This window comes from Actinomadura sp. HBU206391, assembly GCF_014323665.1.
Taxonomy (GTDB): Bacteria; Actinomycetota; Actinomycetes; order Streptosporangiales; family Streptosporangiaceae; genus Actinomadura_C.
This window is the reverse complement of the sequence record NZ_JABVEB010000102.1, coordinates 1-21012: the sequence shown is the minus strand read 5'-3', so window position 1 is coordinate 21012 and position 21012 is coordinate 1. Positions and strand designations below refer to the sequence as shown.

Here is a 21012-nt window from a genome sequence, read left to right as displayed (position 1 = left end):
GCCGCCCCGGCGCCGAGCGGATCGGCGAGCCCCTCGGCCACCGCCTCGGACTCGGACTCGGACTCGGACATGGCCCCGCAGGCGATGTCGTTCTTGAGGGAGAAGGACCCGGACGAGAAGATCACCGGGCATATCAAGGAGCTGGTCCAGAGCGGTGACTTCCTCCGCGTCTACACGGACCTGCCCGAGGGTGACGAGAACTCCAAGTCGGCGATCTCGCTGTGCGAGTGGACCACCGAGTATCTGAAGGACCTGCGCGGTGAGAAGGCCCCGGTCGTCTTCGTCCACGCGAAGGCGAGCGACAACGGCAATGTCGTCCTCGCCAACAAGCAGGGCGAGAAGGACGACTGTGAGGTCGGCGAGACGCGCTGACGCGCGCGCCGCTGGACCGCCCAGCTGAGTAGACGCGCTGAGCAGACGCGCCGAGCAGATGCGCCGAGCAGACGCGCTGACCCGTGCGGCCGACCCGCGTCGCGCATCGCCGCAGGTCGCGGCGGTGCGCGGGCGCGGGGTCCTGCGGTGGCCGCTTCGGTTCCGGCCGCTCCGGCTACTCCGCCGGCTCCAGGGTGAGCGAGACGCTGTTGATGCAGAAGCGGTCGTCGGTCGGGGTCCCGTAACCCTCGCCGTGGAAGACATGGCCGAGGTGGGAGTCGCAGGTGGCGCAGCGCACCTCCGTGCGCACCGTCCCGAGGGAGCGGTCCTCGATCAGCGTGACCGCGTCGGAGTCGGACGGCGCGTAGAAACTGGGCCAGCCGCAGTGCGACTCGAACTTGGTCTCCGACCGGAACAGCTCCGTGCCGCACGCGCGGCAGCGGTACACCCCGACGGTCTTGGTGTCGTTGTACTCACCGGTGAACGGCCGTTCCGTGCCTGCCTCGCGGAGCACGTGGTACTCCTCGGGGGACAGCTCGGCACGCCATTCGGTCTCGCTCTTGCGCACCTTCTCCATGACCCCGACCGTACCCGCTGATCGCGGTCCTCCCGCGTGCGGCCCGGCCGGCTGTCGGAGCCGTGGGTTACGGTGCCGGTATGGCATCGCCCTTCATTGAGATCCCGGTCGGCGAGCGGCTCGTCAAGGTCACGAACCCGGACAAGATCTACTTCCCCGAGCGCGGGCTCACCAAGCGCCAGGTGGTGGAGTACTACCTGGCCGTGGGCGACGGCATCCTGCGGGCGCTGCGCTCCCGGCCGACCACGCTGGAGCGCTGGCCGGGCGGGGTCTTCGAAGGGGCCAAGCTGTCCACCCGCACCGACAACAAGGGCGACGCGTTCTACCAGAAGCGGGTGCCCAAGAACGCGCCCGACTGGATCACGACGGCCCGGATCGACTTCCCGAGCGGCCGGTCCGCCGACGAGATCTGCCCGACCGAGCTGGCCACCGTGGCCTGGGGCGCCAACCTCGGGACGTTGACCTTCCACCCGTGGCCGGTCCGGGCCGACGACGTCGACCACCCCGACGAGCTGAGAATCGACCTCGACCCGCAGCCGGGCACCGACTTCGACGATGCGAGGAAGGTCGCGCTGACCGCCGTCCGCGAGTTGCTCGCAGACCTCGGCTACGTCGGCTTCCCCAAGACCTCCGGCAGCCGCGGCATCCACGTCTACGTGCGGATCGAGCCCCGGTGGACCTTCACGCAGGTACGCGCCGCCGCGCTGGCCTTCGCCCGTGAGGTCGAACGGCGGATGCCCGACCTCGTCACCACGAAGTGGTGGAAGGAGGAGCGCGGCGAGGAGATCTTCATCGACTTCAACCAGAACGCCCGTGACCGCACCATCGCGTCGGCCTACAGCATCCGGCCCAGGCCGAACGCCCCGGTCTCGGCCCCGCTGACGTGGGAGGAACTGCCGGACGCAGACCCCGAGGACTTCACCGTCGAGACGATGCCCGCCCGGTTCGCCGAGCTCGGCGACGTGCACGCCTCGATCGACGACCAGGCCTTCTCGCTCGAGCCGCTGCTCGAGATGGTCGAGCGCGACGAGGCCGAGCGGGGGCTCGGTGACATGCCGTACCCGCCGAACTACCCCAAGATGCCCGGTGAGCCCAAGCGCGTCCAGCCGAGCAAGGAGGCCCGGCCCGCCACGGAGTAGCGCCTGTGATCGATATGCGGCAGACCGGTGTTCACGATTCGGGTGGCGACCGTCTCTCAGCGTGATCATTTGGTAGCAGTGGTCTGTGGCGACGGCGACCGACGGGCCTTGGGATCCTGGCGAAATGGGCCCGCTCTTGGGTCCGGGGGCTCTGGGGCACTTTGTGCGCTGGTGAATATGGTCTCGGCGGAGGTGTGCCGTGCCATTCCCGGGTCGGGGGACTGTGGTTCGCGCCGCGTCCTGGTCCGACCGGGGTGAGGGGACGGTTTCGTATCTGGCGGTCGTGCTGCTCGTGGCGACGGTCGTATCAGCGCTGGTGATGTCCTCGATCCCGGGCGGGGTCACCGACCACATGCGGGACGCGGTCTGCCGGGTCGGCGGTGCCGAGTGCGCTGACCCCCGATCAGGCGCCGGCGGCGGGCCCGGTGCTGAACCGGCCGGTGGGCCGGTCGGTGGATCGCCGGACGAACCGGGTGCGGGGCCGGTCAGCGGCGCCGATGACCGGCGCGACACAGAGAGCGTGTACGTGGCCGAGGAGCCGCCGACCGATGGCGGAGCCGCCCCGGAGGAGCCGACGGACACCTACTGGAGCTGTGGCTGGGTGCAGGAGGACTGCGCTTTCGGCCAGGGCGTCTACCGCGGCTCCGCGGACATCGTGACCGGCACCTGGGACGGCGCGACGTTCGTCGGCTGCCTGGTCCACATCTGCAGCCACGGGGCGTTCAAGGACGGCTGGAGCGGCATCGGCAGCCTGTTCACCACCGACCCCCGCGACGCCCTCAAATCGATGTGGGACGACTCCACCAAGGACATCCGCCAGGACTGGAACAACGGGCACAAGAGGACCGCCGCCGGCCGCGCCGTGCCCGCCGTCCTCGGCATGGCCGGCGGCATCGGCTGGTTCGGCAGAGGAACGAAGCTGCTGCGGAGCCTGCGCGTCCCACACCTTCCGCTGAAGGCCCAGCGCGCAGCCGAGACGGCCGCCGACCAGGCCGCCAGTGCGGCGCGCGCCGGAGATCCGGATGGGGCGCGGCAGGCCGCCGCCAAGGCGGATGCCGAGGCCGACGAGGCCGAAAGCGCCGCTGCCGAGAATCCGACCTCGGAGAGCAAGACGGCAGCCGCCAACGCCCGTCAGGCGGCCAGCGAGGCCGATGGGGCCGTTCTGTACGCCGTGGCGCGAATGCTCGCGGCAAGGACGAAGACGGGCAAGAAGGCCCTCAGCATCATCGACGAGTACAGAGTAAAGGTCACTGTCAGCAAGGGCGGCGGAACGCACTTTTGGGCCGAGTCCAACACCATCCACCTGGACACCCGGCAACATGACGTCAACGGATGGCGAGTGATGGAGCTGAGCCATGAGGCCCTGCACGCCCTGTGGGTGCACACCGGGCGGTCGGCGAGCCCCAAGGTCCGCACAATGGGCCGGGAGGAGTGGCTGGACGCCATGATGTGGGAGGAGGCCGAGGCGACTTCCTGGCAGCTGGAGACGGCGTACGAGCTGCGGAGGCTGGGGGTGGACACGCCGGCACATCCGTTGCGCGACGTCTATTGGGAGGCGGTCCGAATGGCCGAAAAGAATGGGGAGGACGGGACAGCGGCAGGTATTCAAGCGTTGTACGTGGCGCACCGGTCCGGCAAAGTCAGAACCTCCGGCAGTGGCGAACGCTACCCCGACGCCTACGGCAAACGCTGGGACAACGCCAACGCCCAACAAGGACCTTAACGTGCAGGAATCGATCTGGGACTTCCTCGCCGGGCCCTGGCACGGCGGATCGCTCGGGCCAGGCCCAGGAGTTCCTTTACAGCCTCGGAGAGGCCATCGTCGGTGCGCTGCGCGACGTGCTCGCCGTGCCACCAGAGCGGGTGCGCGGCCGGACATGGGGGGACGACGGCCCTCGCGGAGACGGTCCGTTGCAGGAGAGCGAGCGCCCCACGGCGGCCGGCGCCCCCGAGTGGTGCACCGAGTGGGAGGACCTGCGACGGCGGCTGGACTGGGTGCTGCTGACGCTTCCGACCGATGCGGCCGTGATCCTCATCAAGGACACCAGGCTTCCGCGACTGGACGCTCGGCTCACCGGTGATCTGGGCGGACATCGGACCGCTTGCCGTGCAGGCCGTCGAGGTGCTATAGGCGCTCGGTATCAACGACCCGTCGGAGCTCAAGGTCGAGACCTTCCGCGATTTCGTTGACCACGATGACGACACCGAGCGCGTCGCCGAGGAACTGGGCATCCGTCCCGGGTGATGTTCTCGGAGCCGCCCGAGGCAGCGTACCCAGCACAAGGCGGGCTGTCCGGGGCGGGTCGTCTCATGCGCTCGCGGGCCGCTCGCCGCCCCCGTCGGAAGCGCGGCCGGGCAGGAGCAGGGCGGGAATGAGCGCGAGCGCGGCCAGGCCTGCGGTCCACCAGAAGCTGTGGGCGAAGGCCCGCACGAGAGCCTCGACGGCGCCCGGGCTGCGGTCCTTCGCGGCGTCGGCGAGACTGCCGCTCGCACCGGGGATCTCCGCCCTGATGTAGATCTGCAGGACGACGGCCAGCATGGCGGTGCCGAGCGAGCTGCCGACCCGGACCAGGATGTTGGCCGTGGTCGTCGCCGCCGGCATGGCCGCACGGGGCAGGGTGCGGTAGAGGGCGGCCATGACCGGAGCCACGATCAGGCCGTGCCCGAGCCCGACGGCGAAAGTGGTGGCCACCAGCAGGGCCTGCGAGGTCGTGGTGTCGATCTGGGTGAGGACGAGAGCGGCCGCCGTCGCCACGGCGATGCCGAGAACGCCGAGGCCTCGTGAGCCCCTGCGGTCGGCGACGCGCCCCGCGAAGGCCATGGTGATGATCGCGCCGATCCCGAACGGGGCGACCAGCAGGCCGGCGCGGGTGGGGCTCTCGCCCTGGGCGATCTGGAAGTACAGCGGCAGCAGCACGGTGAGGCCGAACACCGCCCCGGAGTAGACGAACATCGCGGCCAGCGCGGTCGTGAAGCCGCGGTCGCGGAATATCCGCAGGTCGAGCAGCGGCCCATCGGCCTTCCGCAGAGCGTGCGCGCAGAACAGGCAGAGCAGTACGACGCCCGCGCCGACGGAGCCCAGCACCCGCACGCCGGTGAGCGGGGAGCCGTTGCCGGCCTCGGACAGGCCGTACACCAGGGCGGCCAGGCCGGGGGAGAGCAGCGCCAGCCCGAGCGTGTCCAGCCGGCCTCGGGCCCGGTGCGCGGAGTCGGCGGGGATCCAGCGCAGCGCCAGCAGCAGGGCGACGGCGCAGAACGGGACGTTGACGTAGAACATCCACCGCCAGGACAGATGGCCGACGATCAGACCGCCGAGGACGGGACCGAGTACCGGTGCGAGCATCGCCGGAATGCTGATCAGGCTCATCACCCGGCCCATGCGCCGGGGACCGGCCGCCCCGGCCAGCAGGGTCTGGCCGATCGGCATGAGCAGGCCGCCCCCCACCCCCTGGAGGATCCGGAACACGATCAGGCTCGCGGTGTTCCAGGCCGCGCCGCACAGCACCGACCCGGCGATGAACAGGGCGAGCGACGTGATCCACATCGTCTTGGCGCCGAAGCGCTCCATGGCCCAGCCAGTGAGCGGAATGGTCATCGACAGCGCCAGCAGGTATCCGGTCAGCACCCACTGGATGGTCGACAGCGACGTGTGGAAATCGCGGCCGAGGGTGTTGACCGCGACGTTCACGATGGTGCTGTCGAGGATCGTCATGATCGCTCCCATGACCACCGCGACCGCCAGCCTGCGCAGGGCCGGGTCGAAGGCCTCCTCCGTTGGAGGTGCGTCCGCCGCCGTTCTCGTCATCGGGGGTCCTTTCGCCGCTCTTTATCGTACGCTGTAGCGCTAATTTCGTACAGCGTAGCACCAGTTCGTGCGCTGTATCGCTCGTGCGATACGCTGTACGGATAGACTCGGCGTGTGCCAGGTACTTCTCAGCCAGAGCAGCCGGGGCCGGACTCGCCCGCCCCGCAGGCGCCCGGTCCGGTGTGGGCGAGGCCCCGGGAGGACCGGCGCCGTAGCTCGTTGACCCAGGAGGCCATCGTCGACTCGGCGATCGCGCTCGCCGACGCCGAGGGGCTCGCCGCGGTGTCGATCCGCCGAGTGGCGTCCGAGCTCGGTGCGCGGGCGATGAGCCTCTACTCGCACATCGAGAGCAAGGAGGATCTCCTCGACCTCATGTTCGACCGGGCGAACGCCGAGGTCGTCATCGAGGGCGAGCTGCCGAGCGACTGGCGGACGGCGATCACTCTGATCGCCGAGCGCACGCGGGTCGTGCTGCTGCGTCATCGCTGGATGGTCGCGCTCGCCGCCCGCCGGCCCACCGGAGTCGGGCCCAACGGGCTGCGGCACGTCGAACAGTCGCTGGCCGCGCTCGACCCGCTGGGTCTCGAGCCCGCGGCGGCGGCCCTGATCTGCTCCGCGGTGGACGACTATCTGCTCGGCCATGTCATCCGCGAGGTCATGACCGGTGGGTGGGACGAGAGCACGGGCGCCCCGGCCGCTGACCGGAACGCGTCGATGCTCCCGTACCTGCGGCGGATGGCCGGCAGCGGTGAGTTCCCGCACCTCGCCCCGCTGCTCGACGCCGGTCTGCCGAAGGTGGGAGAGACCTTCGAGCAGGGTCTCGAGTGGCTGCTCGACGGGATCGCCGAAGCGCACCGGCCTCCGGGCACCCCAGGCTGAACCGGTCACGCGGGTCATAAGGTTGGGACACATGGAGATCGCAGTCATGCTGCCCGAACACGCCGGCGACGTTCTGGAGATCTACCAGGCCGGGGTCGACGGGGGAAACGCCACGTTCGAGACCGCGGCGCCGACCTGGGCGAAGTTCGACGAGGGAAAGCTGCGCGACCACCGGTTCGTCGCGCTCGGCCCTGAAGGGGCGCTCGGCTGGGCCGCGCTGTCGCCGGTCTCCGGCCGCTGCGTCTACGCGGGAGTCGCCGAGGTGTCCGTCTACGTCCACGCGCGGGCTCAGGGGCAGGGTGTCGGCCGGGCCCTGCTCGGCGCCCTGATCGACTCGACCGAGCGGGCCGGGCTGTGGACGCTGCAGGCCGGGATCTTTCCGGAGAACGAGGCCAGCATCCGGCTGCACGAGGCGGCGGGTTTCCGGGTGGTCGGCGTACGGGAGCGGATCGGCCGGCACGAGTTCGCCGGGCGGAACCGGTGGCGCGACGTCGTCCTCATGGAACGCCGGAGCCCGGTGATCGAGTGACCAACCCCGGCGTGATCATGCAGTTGTGCACCTGCGCACAACTGCATGATCACGGCCGGGAGGGGCCGAGGTCAGGCGGCCGTCACCAGAGTCGGTTGGGCGGGGTCGGGAGGTCGATCCGGCCCGGGCCCTGCCACTTGCTCTTGGTCTGCGCCCCGAACTCGAACGTGCCGCCACCGACGACCACCGGGACAGTGATCTTGCTGGCGGCCAGGTCGACCGTGACGGCGGCGCCCGTCGCGGCGTCGGCGGTGTAGGTAGAGTCCGTGCCGGCGATGATCAGCGCCAGCCGGTGGCCCTTCTTGAAGACGTACTCCTGCGGAAGGGTCTGCCAGCGCACCTGGGCATACTTGCCAGGCTGGAGCGGCGTCGGGTGGCTGAGCGACCTGCGGTTCTGCGCGTCGATCCATCCACGGGCGACGATCTCCAAGGGGCGGTTCGCCGTGTTCGTCCTGGTCTTCTTGTAGCAGGCGTCATCGGCCGCGGTGCTCTCGCCGTGACAGCTCTCCTCGGTGAGCGTGGTGATGCCGGCCCCCGTGCGCCAGTCGACCCGCGTGTCCTCGCCGTAGTCGACCACCAGCGCGGTGAGGTTGGCGGTCGGCTTGTCGAGCTTCACCCGCAGGTCGGCGGCGGGCGTGCCCGAGAGCCGCACGTCCGTCGGCAGCGGTGAGCTGACGAAGGCCAGCCGGTTCGGGTTGGCGACCGTGGGGTCGGCCGCCAATACGTCCTCGCTCAGCCGGGCGTCGGTGAAGCTCGCGGTGCCGGCGCCGGCGCGCAGGTCGAGGCCGCCGCCGGCCTGCGGCCGCAGTGACACGCTGCGGCCTTCGCGCGCGGGCCAGTCCGACTGCGTGATCCAGGTGTCCGGTCCGGTCTGCACGTCGGCCCGCGGCTCCTTCATGATTCCGTTCGGAATGCGGTAGAGCCACTGGTCGAACCAGCGGTGCAGCGTGCTGACCCACTCGTCGCGGCGGAAGTCGAACGGGTCCACGTGGTGGTACTGCCCCACCCAGACCTTACGGGGCACGCCGCGCTGGGCGAGCGCCTTCCACCACGTGGAGAAGTGGTCGGGCTTGACGTTGAGATCGTTCACCGTGTGGACGGCGAACACGCTGGCGCGGACCTTGTCGACGTCGGCCAGCGTGCCGCCGAGGTAGTCGCGCTCCGCCCAGTAGGGGTTGAAGTTGCCCGTCTCGTCGCCGTCCTCGGCGTTCATCCGCTCGTGCGTCGCGGCGCACTTGGCGTCCTCTTCGGTGTCGACGTACTGCGCGAGCCAGGTCTGGTAGTTGTCGTCGTCGTAGGTGACGCCGTTCATCCGCTGGTAGCGGTACCAGGAGCTGATCGCGGAGATCGGGACGATCGTCTCCAGGCCCTTCACCCCGGTCGCCGCGACGCCGTTGGCGAGCGTCCCGTCGTAGGACTTGCCGATCATCGCGGCCTTGCCGGTGGTCCAGGTGGCCTTGACCGCCTTGCCGTCGGCGCCGTACGCCCTGGCGCGGCCGTTCAGCCAGTCGATCACGGCCTTGCCGCCCAGGACGTCGGCACGGCCGCCGGTGTCGTTGCAGCCCTCGGACTTGGTGGTGCCGATCATGTCCACGTTCAGCACGGCGTAGCCGCGCGGCACGAAGTAGTTGTCATAGAAGAGCGGGAACTTCGCCGGCCCGCCGCTCGCGTCGTAGACCTTGCGCTCCGCCTCGTTGCCTCGTCCGGAGTTGTCGTAATAGGGACTCTCATCGATGATCACTGGGACCTTGAGCCCCCGGCCGGACTCCTTCGGCCGGATGATGTCCACCCGTACGCGATCCTTCCTGCCGTCCGCGTCACTGTCGATGGTCGACTCGACGTAGACGTACTCGCGAATGGCGTCGGCGTAGGAGAAGACCGGCTGGGTCACGCCGTTCGCAACCTTGATCTTCGGCTTGGCCTGCGCGGACGCGACTCCACCGGTGGCCAGGCTGCCGCCCAGCAGCAGGGGGACGATGAGCGCTAGCGCTCGCTTTCGGGGTCTCCGGATACCCGGCAACGCGTACCTCCATGGATCGGCACTGATCGTCGGGCGATCTACAGCGATCGTCCGACGGAGGCACACCTATCGCGATCGGACGGCCAGGTATACGGCATACCTTGACAAGGCGGACAGGCGTGGGGCCGAGACGTACTCGCCGGCCGGCCGAAGAGCCGTGACTTCCCGCGGCTTGGGGCGGCGTGCAGGCCCTGCGTCACGCCGGCGCCAATGGCGGATCAATGTCGGCGATTCATTGCCGATTGGCGGGCGGCGAAATGGAAAGCATGGGTTCAACACGGGTCCACGACCGAAGGGCGTGCGATGAGAGACGACTCCGCCTCAGACCGGCAGTACATTCCCGGCGGTGGATGGATGGTGACCTGCCGGCACCACGACGGATCGACCACCATCGAGCCCGTCGTCGCCTGGTCATGCGACGGCGGTGCCGTCGGTGTCGGACGGGCGATGATCGCCGACAACGAAGGCGTCCTGTCGCCGCTGGAGAATCGGGATCGGGGCGCCGGGATCTGCGTATGGCACCCCGACCAGGAGATCATCGAAGCGGACGGCACGGTCAAGAGCGGCCGGTACGCCTATCCGGAGGCGTGCCCACCCGGTCCGGTCGATCAGGTCTGAGGCCGACCCGCCAGGAGAGGGGCTCCATCCGACCCGGCCGCAGCACGGCGGGACTCCTGCTCGTGATCACATGGTCCGGAGCGGATCAGCCGTCTCTCTTGCGCCCCTCGATCGAGGTCACCCGGGCCTCGAGCCCGCCAAGGCGCGCGAGCGCCTCCTTCAGCATCGCGTTGGTCTCGTCCTGTGCCTTCTCCAGATGACCGAGGATCGACTCGGCGCGCCACTTGGGGCCGCCGTCACCGGTGTCGATCTCGTACTCCCACACGTCCTTGGCCGACATCTCATCTCCGAGGGCGAGCGTCCTCAGCTGGGCGAGCGTTCCCCTGTAGGCGTTGACGTCGCAGCGCCCCGAGATGCCGGGCACGGAGGCGGAGCTGGAGTACTGCAGGATCGAGATCGGCTCGCCGCCGAACGTCGCCCACCAGTCGGCGGGGACCTTGCCGTACAGAGAGCCCGGTGAGCCGCTGCCGGACACGTAGTGGGACTGCCAGACGGAGTCGAAGAACGACAGGTCGGGGCGCCCGGTCTGCTCCCAGTACCAGCGTGGGTAGTAGCCGATCACCGGGTGCCCGCCGGTGCGCTGCTTGAACTCGGCCACCCAGTCGCGGGCGGTCGCGGCGTTCGCGCCGGACGCCTCCACGTCGAGCGCGACCGCGAACCCGCCGAGGTCCCCGGCCTTCGACAGGAAGTACCCGGCCTGCGCGGCGCCGTTCCCGCCGTGCAGGAAGTGGTAGCCGCCCGGCAGGAAGTCGCTGAGGGCGAGCATCGCCGCTCGGTTGTGCGACCACGTCGGATTGGTGTAATTCGTGGATTCTGTGACCTTGGAGAAGGCGAACCGGATCCCTCCGCCATGCACCTTCTGCCAATCCGGTTCGCCCTGATAGGACGCCACGTCCACACCGTAGATCGGCATCATTTCCCCTTTCGCCGACACCCCCGGGACACCAAGATCCCCTGGTGGCCGAGCAACAAGCATCCTCGCAACGGATGCAAGGTGCCACGGGCGATTTGGCAGACTGCCAGAGAGCCCGATGGTCATCGCCATCCGGCCTGAGCTGCCCCTTCCGACCTCGCCTCGACGACCTGCACCACATCCGGTCCACCGATGTGCGCGGCCCGGTCGATGAGATGACGTGGTTGACCTTCGGCCATGCCGGCCCCGGCGAACGGGCCCGCACCTCCTAGAGGAGGGCGGGCCCGCAACGTGCACCGGCGCTTCAGCGGCGAGAGCGAAGTGGCCGTCTCGCCGGGGGCATCCATGGTCATTTCTCAGGCCCACGTGGCCGCCCACGTCTTCGGGCCAACGACGCCGTCGACGTCGAGGTTCCGCTCCGCCTGGAGCTTCCTGCACGCCGCCTCGCTGGAAGGCCCGTACGCGCCGTCGGCCGTGATCGACGATCCACGCTTGCGCATCTGCCGCTGCCAGGTCAGTACGTCGTCCCCGCGCATCACCGGTGGTTGCGTGATGAGCCGGCCGGGGAACGGCGGGGCGTTCGTTCCCGAGCCCGGATGCTTCGAGCTCGAAGGCGTCCCGCCGGTGAGCGTTCCGTTGCTGATCATCATGCGCAGGATGTTCCCGCAGCAGCTCGTCGACACGAAGCCCGAGTGCGGGCGCAGTGCCGCCGCCACGCCCTTGCCCCTCAGCCAGGACCGGAGTTCCCTGAACGCCTTGATCTGCGCGTCGGTCGGTTTCTCGCTCGGGCCGGACATGAACGTCACGCTGTACCAGGTCGTGTTGCCTCCCGGCTGCGCGGCCTGGACCTTGTTGAGCCCGCGCCCCTCGAGCACGATCCCGTGCGGGCACACCGCGAAGGAGTAGCCGATGTCCGCCCATCCGCGAGACGGGCCCATGTGGAACTTGCGTGTATTGCGCCAGTAAGTCCGGCACGCGGCGTGCTTGTGCTTGGCAAGGGACTGATCGCTGCCGTCGTAGTGGACGGCGATGCCTTTGCGGGGCGTCGCGGGTGTAGCGCCGCTCGGGCCCCAGCCGAACACCGCGCGCTTCTCGAACTTCATTCCGCGTCCACCCCCTCGGTGTGGGTGTCGCCGGGGTCGATGACGCCCTCCTCGGGCACCTCCGGCTCTGGAACCTCTGGCACGTCGATCTCCTCGACGTCAGGTTCGTTCGGTTCGGTCATCGGTTTCCTCACCCCTTCCGTACGTCTGGCAGATGCACGGCCAGTCGGTCTCCGTGGTGCGTCGCCGCGCCGCGCGGTCATGCCGCCGTCGCAAAGCGCATCTCCACCTCGGTTTCCGTACTTGTCACTACTTCTAAGAGCGAGGTGCCTCGAATTTGATGCGGTAGCCCGCGACGAGGCGCGTCGATCGGCCCTCTTTGGTAGCCCTGTTCTCTGGTGACCTTGCTCTTTGGTGACGGAGTCCCGGGCGGTGATATGGAGCACAGCCGCCAAACTTTGCCTCGCTTTGGGCCTTATAGCCGGAAATCGCGTGTTTATTGACTTATAGGAGGAAGACGCCCGATGTTCGGGGGGCAGATGTTGAACTGGAGTCGAGCATCGGTCCGGGCGCGTAGGACATTGGCCACCGGCGCCGTGGCGGCCCTGGTGTGCATCACGATCAGCGTGCTCTGCCTGATCCTGGTGGGCAGCAGGGAGACCGACATGGCGCAGGATCGGGCCACGGCGGGCTGGGACCGGGTGGAGCCCCTGATCAAAATGGGGCGCCTCCCCGCCGTGCTGCCGGACCGCAAGGACGGCGGGTTCCAGGCGATACAGGTCGTGGACGCACGTGGCCGGGTGGTCGCGGCGACCCGGCAACTCGTCGGCAAGCCGCCGATGGCCGTCTTCCGTCCGGTCAGCGCGGACGTGCGCGAGGCACGGATGCTGTGCCCTCCGGCCGGGCTGAAGGGCTGCATGACCGTCGTTTCGTACCGGGTCCATCAGCCGGATGGGATCTGGATGATCGACGTGGCGGTTCCGAGGGTCCCGTGGTACGGAAATTCCACGGCGTTGTTGCTGGCGATCGGCGCGACGGTGCTGATCACCACGATGGTCGCGGCCGGGACCTACCGCGTCGTCAGCAAGGCCATGGGTTCGGTGCACGCCATCCGGACGGAACTGGCGAAGATCGCCTCCACCGGCCTGGATCGCCGGGTCCCGGTGCCCAGCGAAGACGAAGAGATCAAACTCTTGGCCGAGACCGCGAACGACACTCTGGACCGGCTCGAGGGCGCCTACCAACTGCGGCGCTTCGCCTCGGACGCCTCCCACGACCTGCGCTGCCCGATCACCGCCATGCGGGCTGAGCTGGAGGAGGCGCTGATGTACCCCGAGGACACCGATTGGCCGAAGACGGCCGAGATGGTGCTCACCGGGGTGGACAGACTTCAGGCGATCGTGACCGATCTGATGACCCTGGCCCAGCTGGACGCCGGCGCGCCCCTTGACCGCAGGCCGACCGATCTGGGCCGGCTGGTCGGCGCGGAACTGGCCTGCCGGACCTACCGGGTCGAGATCGTCGAGGATCTGGGCCGGAACGTGTTCGTCGACTGCGACCGGCTGGGGATCACCCGGCTGCTCACCAACCTGGTCCACAACGCGGAACGGCACGCCGCCTCACAGATCACCGTCATTGTGCGAGCCGACGGGCCCATGGCGATCCTGGAGGTCATCGACGACGGCGCCGGGATCGCCCCCGAACATCGCGAGATGGTGTTCGACCGCTTCACCCGGTTGAAGGCGTCACGCGACCGGGACTCCGGAGGGACCGGGCTCGGGCTGGCGATCGCACGCGAGATCGCCCAAGCACACGAGGGCACCCTGACGATCAAGGACAGCGAACGTGGCGCCCGTTTCGTCCTGTGTCTGCCGGTATGCCGTTCCTTTCCGGCCGCTGACCCCTATTGCCCGGCCGGCTCACTGACCGGACCGTAAAGATCCCTTCCGCGATCAGGACGGGCGAGTGATGAGTCGTTGCGGGAGTACCGCCGGGTAGAGGGGCCGGAGGTCCTCAGATCTCGATCAGACACGATTTCTCGCGGGTGTTGGCCAGCACGGAGTCGTGGCCGTAGCCGCTGTCCTTCATGCCCTCGAAGGGCAGGCCCGGCGGCATCTTGCGATAGGTGTTCACCCAGATCGTGCCGGCCTCGAGGTCGCGGAACATCCGCTGGGCGCGGCCGAGGTCGCGGGTCCACACGCCGGCCGCCAGACCGTACGAGGAGTCGTTGGCGATCGCGACGGCCTCCTCCTCGGTGTCGAAGGGAATGGCCACGGCCACCGGCCCGAAGATCTCCTCCTGGCAGACACGCAGGGAGTTGTCGGTGGTGCTGTAAAGCGTCGGCTCCACCCAGTAACCTCCCGCGTACGGCTCGTCCACGAGTTCGGGCCCGAACCGGCCGCCGAACACCAGCTCCGCGCCCTCCTTGGCGGCGATCTCCAGATAGGACGTGACGCGCTCGTACTGCTCCCGGGACACGATCGGGCCCATTGTGGTCGACTGGTCGAGCGGCTCGCCGAGCCGGATCCGCGCGGCGATGGCGGTCACCCGCCCGATCAGCTCGTTGAAGATCTCCCGCTGGACGAGGATCCGGGAGCCGGCGACGCACACCTGCCCGGCGTTCGCGGTGAACACGCTCTGCGTCGAGACGCCTTTGGCCGCCGCGTCCAGGTCGGCGTCGGCGAACACGATGTTGGGCGACTTGCCGCCCAGCTCGAACGCCAGCGGCTTCAGCGCGTCGGTGCTGGCACGGGTGACGATCTTGGCCGTCTCGGTCGAGCCGGTGAGGCTGATCCGGTCCACACCGGGGTGCCGTACGAGGGCGTCGCCCGCCTCCTCGCCCAGTCCCGAGACGATGTTGAGGACGCCGGGAGGCAGCACTTCACGCAGCAGCTCGCCGAGCCGCAGCGTCGACACCGACGCCTGCTCGGCCGGTTTCATGACGACCGTGTTGCCCGCGGCCAGCGCGAACGCGGCCTTGGCCGAGAACGTCGAGATGGGGGAGTTCCACGGGATGATGCCGACCACCACGCCGTACGGCACGCGGCGCGTGAAGCCCATGCCGCCCGCGCCGAGGATCACGGTCTTGCCCTCGACGGCGGCGCCGCACTCCGCGGCGGCCATGTGCCAGAGGTAGGTCATGCCCGGCACGTCGCGCCTGGACGTCTCGGTGATGATACGGCCGTTGTCGCGGGTCTCGATCGTGGCCAGTTCTTCGGCGTTGGCCGAGAACACCTCGGCCACCTTGCGCAGGAAGTGCGCGCGGCCCGCGGCGGGCATGGCCGCCCACGCCGGGAACGCCGAGCGGGCGGCGGTGACGGCGGCGTCGGCGTCCTCGGCGGTGCTCCGCGGAACGCGGGCCCACACGGCGCCGGTCGCCGGATTGACCGAGTCGAGCGTCTCGCCGCCGGAGGCGGGCCGGAGCTCGCCGCCGATCAGATTCGAGAACTCCTGCAGCTCGCCCATCGCCGTCCTCTCGCCGCCGGGCACCGATCGTTCAGACCAAGCGTACGCTTGCTCGACATTGCAGCGGAAGACGTCCCGACCTGGGGTTCGCCCGGTCGCTCCGTACGCCGGGTCGCGGGGGCGTGACGACCGCCACCCGCGCGACGTGATCTGTTGGGCGGACCGTCATCTGAGCGGAACCGCCGTGCCATGGGTCTTCGTGAGGCTGCGAGCGTGCCGACGCCTGGATCACCCCGAGAGGTGCCCTTTATGTCAGATGGCCGTTTTGCAGTGAATCGCCGCTCGTTCCTCGTCACCGGCGCTGCGGTGGGCGCCGTGGCGGCGTGGCCCGCCGCCGCGTCCGCGTCCGCCGCTTCGCGCAGCGCCAAGCTGCCCTCCGACCCCTTCACCCTGGGCGTCGCCTCCGGCGACCCCGACCACGAGGGCTTCGTCCTGTGGACCAGGCTGGCGCTTCAGCCGGTCGCCGAGGACGGTCTCGGCGGCATGCCGGACCGCACGTACCCCGTCCGCTGGGAGGTGGCCACCGACGAGCGCTTCCGGCGGGTCGTCCGCCGTGGCACGGCGACCGCCAAGCCGTCCTCGGCCCACAGCGTGCACGTCGAACTGGACGACCTCGCCCCGGGTCGCCACTACTGGTACCGCTTCCGCGTCGAGAACCACGTGTCGCCCGTCGGCCGCACCCGCACCACGCCCGAGCCGAACTCCTACGGACCCGCGCTCGCGATGGCCTTCGTCTCCTGCTCGCAGTTCGAGCACGGCTACTTCACCGCCTACCGCAGGCTCGCGGAGGAGGAGCCCGACCTGATCCTGCACCTGGGCGACTACCAGTACGAGTACACCAAGGGCGGCTACACCATCCCCGGCGGCAACATCCGCCACCACGACGGCCCCGAGACCGAGACGCTGGCCAACTACCGGCAGCGGCACGCCCAGTACAAGGCCGACATCGACCTCCAGGCCGCGCACGCCGCCGCCCCGTGGTCGGTCGTGTGGGACGACCACGAGCTCGACAACAACTGGGCCGACGAGGTACCGGAGCGCCCGGAGGTGCCGCAGCCGAACTTCCTGGCACGGCGCGCGGCGGCGTTCCAGGCCTACTACGAGAACATGCCGCTGCGCCGCACCTCGGTGCCGCGAGGCATCGACATGCAGCTCTACCGGCGGATCCGGTGGGGCAAGATGGCCAACTTCCACATGCTCGACACCCGGCAGTTCCGCGACGACCAAGGCTGCGGCGACGGCTACCGCGACTGCCCGGCCGCCATCGACCCGAACCGCTCGATCACCGGCCACGAGCAGGAGCGGTGGCTGATCGACGGGTTCCGCCGGTCCCGTGCCCGCTGGGACATCCTGGGCCAGCAGGTGTTCTTCGCCCAGCGCGACAACAACGCCGGCCCGGCCAAGATCACCAGTCAGGACGGCTGGGACGGGTACGTCGCCTCACGGCAGCGGATCACCAAGGGCTGGGTGGACGCCCGGGTGCGCAACCCCATCGTGCTCACCGGCGACGTGCACGCGCACTGGGCCAGCGAGCTGAAGCTCGACTACGACGACCCGACCTCCAAGACCGTCGGCGCCGAGCTCGTCGCGACCTCGATCACCACCGGTGGCAACGGTGCCGACTCCGACCCCGCCGACCAGCCCTTCCTCGCGATCAACCCGCACCTGAAGTTCTACAACAACCAGCGCGGATACGTGATGACCCGCATCGACCGTGACGAGATGAAGGCCGACTTCAAGGTGCTCGCCCAGGTCTCGACGCCCGGCGCGGAGGCCTACACCAAGGCCACCTACGTCATCGAGGACGGCGTGCCCGGCCTGAACCAGACCTATCTGCGGCCGTACCAGCCCGTCTCGACCTTCGCGGCCAAGTCCGACCAGCAGATCATCCAGGACACCGTCGACCGCGAGACCAAGCGCCCCTGACGCGGCGCCGTCCGTGACCGGCCGCGGGGATCAAGACGCCACACGGGTGATCCCGCGGCCGTCCGGCGCCGCCGCCGGCCCGGCACTCCTGGTCAGGCCCTCCTCGTCAGGCGCCGTCGAGGATGTCGTCGAGGTCGTAGGCCACCGGCATCTCGAGCTGCTCATAGGTGCACGACTGCGGCGTACGGTCCTCGCGCCAGCGCCGGAACCTGGCCGTGTGCCGGAACCTGTCGCCCTGCATGTGCTCGTAGGCGACCTCGACGACCAGCTCCGGCCGCAGCGCCACCCACGACAGATCCTTCTTGCCGGTCCAGCGGCTCACCGCTCCGGGCATCCGGTCGGTGGTCGCCTCGGTCTGCTCGGCCCACCCGGCCCAGGGATGGCCGGCGAGGTCCTCCATGCGGTAGGGCTCGAGCTCCTGCACCAGCTCGGCCCGCCGCTTCATCGGGAAGGACGCCGAGACGCCGACGTGCTGTAGCCGCCCGTCATCCGCGTAGAGCCCGAGCAGCAGCGATCCGACGATCGGGCCGGACTTGTGCCACCGGAACCCGGCGACGACGCAGTCGGCGGTGCGTTCGTGCTTGACCTTGAACATCGCGCGCTTGTCCGGCTGGTAGGGGGCGTCGAGCGGCTTGGCCATCACGCCGTCGAGCCCCGCGCCCTCGAACTCGTCGAACCACCGCGCCGCCGTCTCGAAGGAGTCCGTGGCCCGGGTGACGTGGATCGGCGCCTTGGCGGCGGACAGCTCGGTGATCAGCCGCTCCCGGCGCTCGCGGAACGGCAGTTCCATGAGCGACTCGTCGCCGATGGCGAGCAGGTCGAAGGCCACGAACGAGGCGGGCGTCTGTTCGGCGAGCAGCTTGATGCGCGACGCGGCGGGGTGGATGCGCTGCTGCAGCTTGTCGAAGTCGAGCACCGACCCGGCCCGCATGACGATCTCGCCGTCGATGACGCAGCGCTCCGGCAGCTCGCGCCGGACGGCCTCGACGAGATCGGGGAAGTACCGGGTCAGCGGCCGTTCGCCGCGGCTGGAGAGCTCCACCTCGTCGCCGTGGCGGAAGACGACGCAGCGGAAGCCGTCCCACTTGGGTTCGTACAGCACATCGCTGCCGCCGGGACCGCTCTCGGGGAGATTCTTGACCGCCTTGGCCAGCATCGGCGACAGCGGCGAACTGATCGGCAGATCCATGTCCCCCATCCTCGCAGGCACCGCCGACAACGTCTCGGGCCGCGGCGGCCCGGCCGCTTTCGATCATGGTTCGGGGCACCCGCGCCTACCGTGATCCTTGATCGACACTTGGCCGAACCCAGGCCGGGCGGACGGTGGCAAGATCGCTCGGCGAGGGGGATAGCCTGCGCATATGCGGCGACTGCTGCCGGAACCGGCAGGCGAAATCGACCCCTACGACGCCTATGGCGACGTCAAGGGGCCATGGCTGCGGGTCGGCATGGTGATGAGCGCGGACGGCTCGGTCACCGACGAGCACGGGTGGACGCACGGGCTCGGCGGTGAGGCGGACTTCTGGGTGTTCCTGATCCTGCGGGCCCTCGCCGACGGGATCCTCGTGGGGGCGGGCACCATCCGCTCCGGCATGGTCCGCCCGGCGCGGCTGCGCCGCTCGCTCCGGGAGCGCCGCGGCCGCCCGCCCGCCCCGATCGTCGTCGTCAGCCGCTCACTGTCGCTGGACTGGACGCTGCCGCTGTTCACCGCAGCCGAGACGCCGACCATCGTGGTCACCTCGGCGGCCGCGCTGAAGACGGCCGAGATGCCCGATGCCGTACGGCCGCACGTGCTCACCGCCGGAGACGACGACGTCGACCTCGGCCGGGCCGTGCACGAGCTGCGGGAACGCGGGCTGGAGAACCTGGTGTGCGAAGGCGGGCCGATGCTGGCGACATCGCTGGTCGAGGCCGGCCTGGTCGACGAGATCTGCCTCAACCTCGCGCCGACGCTCATGGGCGGCGGCCGCCACACCCGCATGCTCGGCGAGCTGGCCGGGCCGGCCGCGCTCGATCCGGCCGCGGTCTATCTCGACGACGGCGTGCTCTTCCTCCGGTATGGCCTAACGTAACCCGGCTGGACGAGGCCCTGCAGTCGGTCGACCGCGCCATCGCCCTGCTGCCGGTCGGCATGAACCTGGTGCACCAGCCAGCACCTCGGCAGCATCGCGCTGCTGCTCGCCGGCACCCTGCTGTTCTTCGTGGTGCTCCGGTCGGTCGTCAAGGTGCGTCCCCGGGCCGGCGCCCGGCCGAGGCGCACCGGCCTGGGACCAGGCCCCGCCGGGATCAGGCCCAGATGTCCCAGTCCGCGGGAAGCCGCAGCTGAAAGGGTTCGGCCGGAAACCCCGGGCCGGCGACGTCGGCGATGTACGAGCCGGCCTGCTCGCCCGACAGCCAGCCCGGTTCGATCGGTTCCTCCTCGAGCCAGCGGCGGGTCACCACCGGCGTGAGGATCGCCACCTCGTGGATCCGCGGCGGCCGCGCGAGGCCGCCGTTCCCGCCGGGGCGGCCGAGTTCGCCCGGCCCGCTGCGACGGTCCCCACCCGGTTCGCCGAGTTCGGCCAGTTCGGCGGCGAAGGTGCGCATGAGCATGGTCTGCGCGGCGTCGGTGACCGAGATGGGGCCGGACAGCGGGATGGGCCGCAGGGCCGCGATGCCGCTCAGCGCGACGTAGACGCCGTCCGGCCGCCGGGTCAGCAGGGGCAGGAACGTGCGCGCCACCAGGAAGTGGGAGGTGAGGTTGTCGTGCAGGATCCGCTGCCACAACTCGAGGCTCACGTCGGTCAGCGGCGTGCCCTCCCACCAGGCGCCGAGAGAGGCGATCACGCCGTCGAGCGGGCCGATCGCGGCGGTGACGCGGTCGCGTACCTCCTCGACGCCCGCGGCGTCGCCGACGTCGCCCACCACGGTGTGCAGCCGCGGCGTCTCGGCGAATGAACGGAGGCGGTCGAGTCGCTCCGGTGAGCGGGACGGCACGGCGACCGTCGCGCCCCGCCCCAGCAGGGCCTGGGTGACGCACTCGCCGACGACCCCGGCACCACCTGCCACCAGGTACGACCTGCCGCTGAGATCCATGGGGCAAGCATGCCGTACGGATCATGACGTGTGTGCCGCCCGGCATGGACGGTAACAGTCCGTATCACAATCCATACGGATTGCGCATGTTGTGAGAGCTCTCGGGGGAGACTGAACGACAGGGTGGGGATGAGGGCGGCGAAAGGAGCCCAGGGGTGGAGATTGCGGCACTTGTCGCATGGATTCTGGCAGCCGTGGCGGGGTTCCATCTGCTGTCGGCCTGGCTGTCGAACGGGGGCCTGAGGCAGCAGGCGACCAAGGTGACCCGCTACCCGTCGGCGCTGGTCGTGGGGCACCCGCTGATCGCGGCGGTCGGGCTCGTCGCGTGGGTGCTCTACGTGGCGACGACCAGTGAGGTCTACGCCTGGTGCGCCTTCGCGACACTGGTCATCGTCGCGCTGATGGGGTTCGTCATGTTCACCCGGTGGCTGGTCGGCCATCGCGGCGGCCGGCACGCGCGCGGACGGGAGCAGGTGTTCCCCTCCGTCGCCATCGCCGTGCACGGCGTGGTCGCCTTCGCCACCTTCGTGCTGGTGCTTCTCGCCGCCATCGCGGTCCACCGGCCCTGAAGCCGTCGTACGTGGTGTACGCGGTCGTCCCGGCAAGGGAGGCAGCCCTCCCGTGCCTGCGGTGGTACCCCCCCGTGATCAT

At 69.7% G+C, this 21012-nt stretch carries 19 protein-coding genes; 10 read left to right on the top strand and 9 right to left on the bottom strand.

The genetic code is table 11. The annotated features are described in order from the left end of the window. Nucleotides 1-372, top strand: a 372-nt coding sequence (locus HKK72_RS24385) for a hypothetical protein (protein WP_222721077.1), incomplete at its 5' end; no start/stop codon positions are given. A 175-nt stretch (nucleotides 373-547) separates the two neighbouring features. On the opposite strand, the gene msrB is transcribed toward HKK72_RS24385, so the two are convergent. Next, nucleotides 548-949, bottom strand: a complete 402-nt coding sequence (gene msrB, locus HKK72_RS24380; RefSeq protein ID WP_187236743.1) for a peptide-methionine (R)-S-oxide reductase MsrB — start codon at nucleotides 947-949, stop codon at nucleotides 548-550. An 80-nt stretch (nucleotides 950-1029) separates the two neighbouring features. Between msrB and ligD the strand changes: the two genes are divergently transcribed. Together ligD and HKK72_RS24370 are read left to right on the top strand one after the other, a co-directional pair. Beyond that, nucleotides 1030-2088: a non-homologous end-joining DNA ligase gene (gene ligD, locus HKK72_RS24375; protein ID WP_187236742.1), complete on the top strand. Its 1059-nt coding sequence runs from the start codon at nucleotides 1030-1032 to the stop codon at nucleotides 2086-2088. 283 nt (nucleotides 2089-2371) lie between these two features. Then, nucleotides 2372-3811 (top strand): hypothetical protein, encoded by a 1440-nt coding sequence (locus HKK72_RS24370; protein WP_187236741.1) that lies wholly within the window; start codon nucleotides 2372-2374, stop codon nucleotides 3809-3811. 585 nt (nucleotides 3812-4396) lie between these two features. On the opposite strand, the gene HKK72_RS24365 is transcribed toward HKK72_RS24370, so the two are convergent. After that, complete coding sequence (locus HKK72_RS24365) at nucleotides 4397-5893, bottom strand: DHA2 family efflux MFS transporter permease subunit (protein ID WP_187236740.1); 1497 nt, start codon at nucleotides 5891-5893, stop codon at nucleotides 4397-4399. A gap of 114 nt (nucleotides 5894-6007) precedes the next feature. On the opposite strand from HKK72_RS24365, the gene HKK72_RS24360 reads away from it, so the two are divergent. Beyond that, on the top strand, nucleotides 6008-6772 hold the full coding sequence (locus HKK72_RS24360; protein WP_222721076.1) for a TetR/AcrR family transcriptional regulator: 765 nt from the start codon (nucleotides 6008-6010) through the stop codon (nucleotides 6770-6772). 31 nt (nucleotides 6773-6803) lie between these two features. Next, nucleotides 6804-7301 carry a GNAT family N-acetyltransferase gene (locus HKK72_RS24355; RefSeq protein ID WP_261987135.1) on the top strand — a complete coding sequence of 166 codons (498 nt, stop codon included), beginning with the start codon at nucleotides 6804-6806 and terminating at the stop codon, nucleotides 7299-7301. Between the two features lie 82 nt (nucleotides 7302-7383). Here the strand turns inward: HKK72_RS24355 and HKK72_RS24350 are convergent, their stop codons facing one another. Then, nucleotides 7384-9321 carry a Xaa-Pro dipeptidyl-peptidase gene (locus tag HKK72_RS24350; protein ID WP_261987134.1) on the bottom strand — a complete coding sequence of 646 codons (1938 nt, stop codon included), beginning with the start codon at nucleotides 9319-9321 and terminating at the stop codon, nucleotides 7384-7386. Between the two features lie 303 nt (nucleotides 9322-9624). On the opposite strand from HKK72_RS24350, the gene HKK72_RS24345 reads away from it, so the two are divergent. After that, nucleotides 9625-9939 carry a hypothetical protein gene (locus HKK72_RS24345; protein ID WP_187236739.1) on the top strand — a complete coding sequence of 105 codons (315 nt, stop codon included), beginning with the start codon at nucleotides 9625-9627 and terminating at the stop codon, nucleotides 9937-9939. A gap of 85 nt (nucleotides 9940-10024) precedes the next feature. Here the strand turns inward: HKK72_RS24345 and HKK72_RS24340 are convergent, their stop codons facing one another. From HKK72_RS24340 to HKK72_RS41310, 3 genes are all read right to left on the bottom strand, one after another. Further along, nucleotides 10025-10831, bottom strand: a complete 807-nt coding sequence (locus tag HKK72_RS24340; RefSeq protein WP_187236738.1) for a glycoside hydrolase family 25 protein — start codon at nucleotides 10829-10831, stop codon at nucleotides 10025-10027. A 377-nt stretch (nucleotides 10832-11208) separates the two neighbouring features. Beyond that, on the bottom strand, nucleotides 11209-11955 hold the full coding sequence (locus HKK72_RS24335; RefSeq protein WP_187236737.1) for an N-acetylmuramoyl-L-alanine amidase: 747 nt from the start codon (nucleotides 11953-11955) through the stop codon (nucleotides 11209-11211). Continuing rightward, the gene (locus HKK72_RS41310) at nucleotides 11952-12077 is read right to left on the bottom strand and encodes a hypothetical protein (RefSeq protein ID WP_261987132.1); all 126 of its coding nucleotides are present in this window, start codon (nucleotides 12075-12077) and stop codon (nucleotides 11952-11954) included. The genes HKK72_RS24335 and HKK72_RS41310 overlap by 4 nt, the downstream gene beginning before the upstream one ends. 342 nt (nucleotides 12078-12419) lie before the next feature. Between HKK72_RS41310 and HKK72_RS24330 the strand changes: the two genes are divergently transcribed. Continuing rightward, nucleotides 12420-13832, top strand: a complete 1413-nt coding sequence (locus HKK72_RS24330) for a sensor histidine kinase (RefSeq protein ID WP_261987131.1) — start codon at nucleotides 12420-12422, stop codon at nucleotides 13830-13832. A 76-nt stretch (nucleotides 13833-13908) separates the two neighbouring features. Here the strand turns inward: HKK72_RS24330 and HKK72_RS24325 are convergent, their stop codons facing one another. Then, nucleotides 13909-15360 (bottom strand): aldehyde dehydrogenase family protein, encoded by a 1452-nt coding sequence (locus HKK72_RS24325; protein ID WP_187236736.1) that lies wholly within the window; start codon nucleotides 15358-15360, stop codon nucleotides 13909-13911. Between the two features lie 249 nt (nucleotides 15361-15609). On the opposite strand from HKK72_RS24325, the gene HKK72_RS24320 reads away from it, so the two are divergent. Beyond that, complete coding sequence (locus tag HKK72_RS24320; protein ID WP_187236735.1) at nucleotides 15610-17286, top strand: alkaline phosphatase D family protein; 1677 nt, start codon at nucleotides 15610-15612, stop codon at nucleotides 17284-17286. A 106-nt stretch (nucleotides 17287-17392) separates the two neighbouring features. Here HKK72_RS24320 and HKK72_RS24315 read toward each other — a convergent pair whose 3' ends face one another. Continuing rightward, complete coding sequence (locus tag HKK72_RS24315; protein ID WP_187236734.1) at nucleotides 17393-18475, bottom strand: ATP-dependent DNA ligase; 1083 nt, start codon at nucleotides 18473-18475, stop codon at nucleotides 17393-17395. A 172-nt stretch (nucleotides 18476-18647) separates the two neighbouring features. On the opposite strand from HKK72_RS24315, the gene HKK72_RS24310 reads away from it, so the two are divergent. Continuing rightward, entirely contained in the window at nucleotides 18648-19358 is a 711-nt protein-coding gene (locus HKK72_RS24310; protein ID WP_187236733.1) for a dihydrofolate reductase family protein, read from the top strand. Nucleotides 19359-19572: 214 nt separating this feature from the next. Here HKK72_RS24310 and HKK72_RS24305 read toward each other — a convergent pair whose 3' ends face one another. Further along, nucleotides 19573-20361 (bottom strand): SDR family NAD(P)-dependent oxidoreductase, encoded by a 789-nt coding sequence (locus tag HKK72_RS24305; protein WP_187236732.1) that lies wholly within the window; start codon nucleotides 20359-20361, stop codon nucleotides 19573-19575. Nucleotides 20362-20516: 155 nt separating this feature from the next. On the opposite strand from HKK72_RS24305, the gene HKK72_RS24300 reads away from it, so the two are divergent. After that, on the top strand, nucleotides 20517-20930 hold the full coding sequence (locus HKK72_RS24300; RefSeq protein WP_187236731.1) for a hypothetical protein: 414 nt from the start codon (nucleotides 20517-20519) through the stop codon (nucleotides 20928-20930). The last annotated feature ends 82 nt before the right edge of the window (nucleotides 20931-21012 follow it).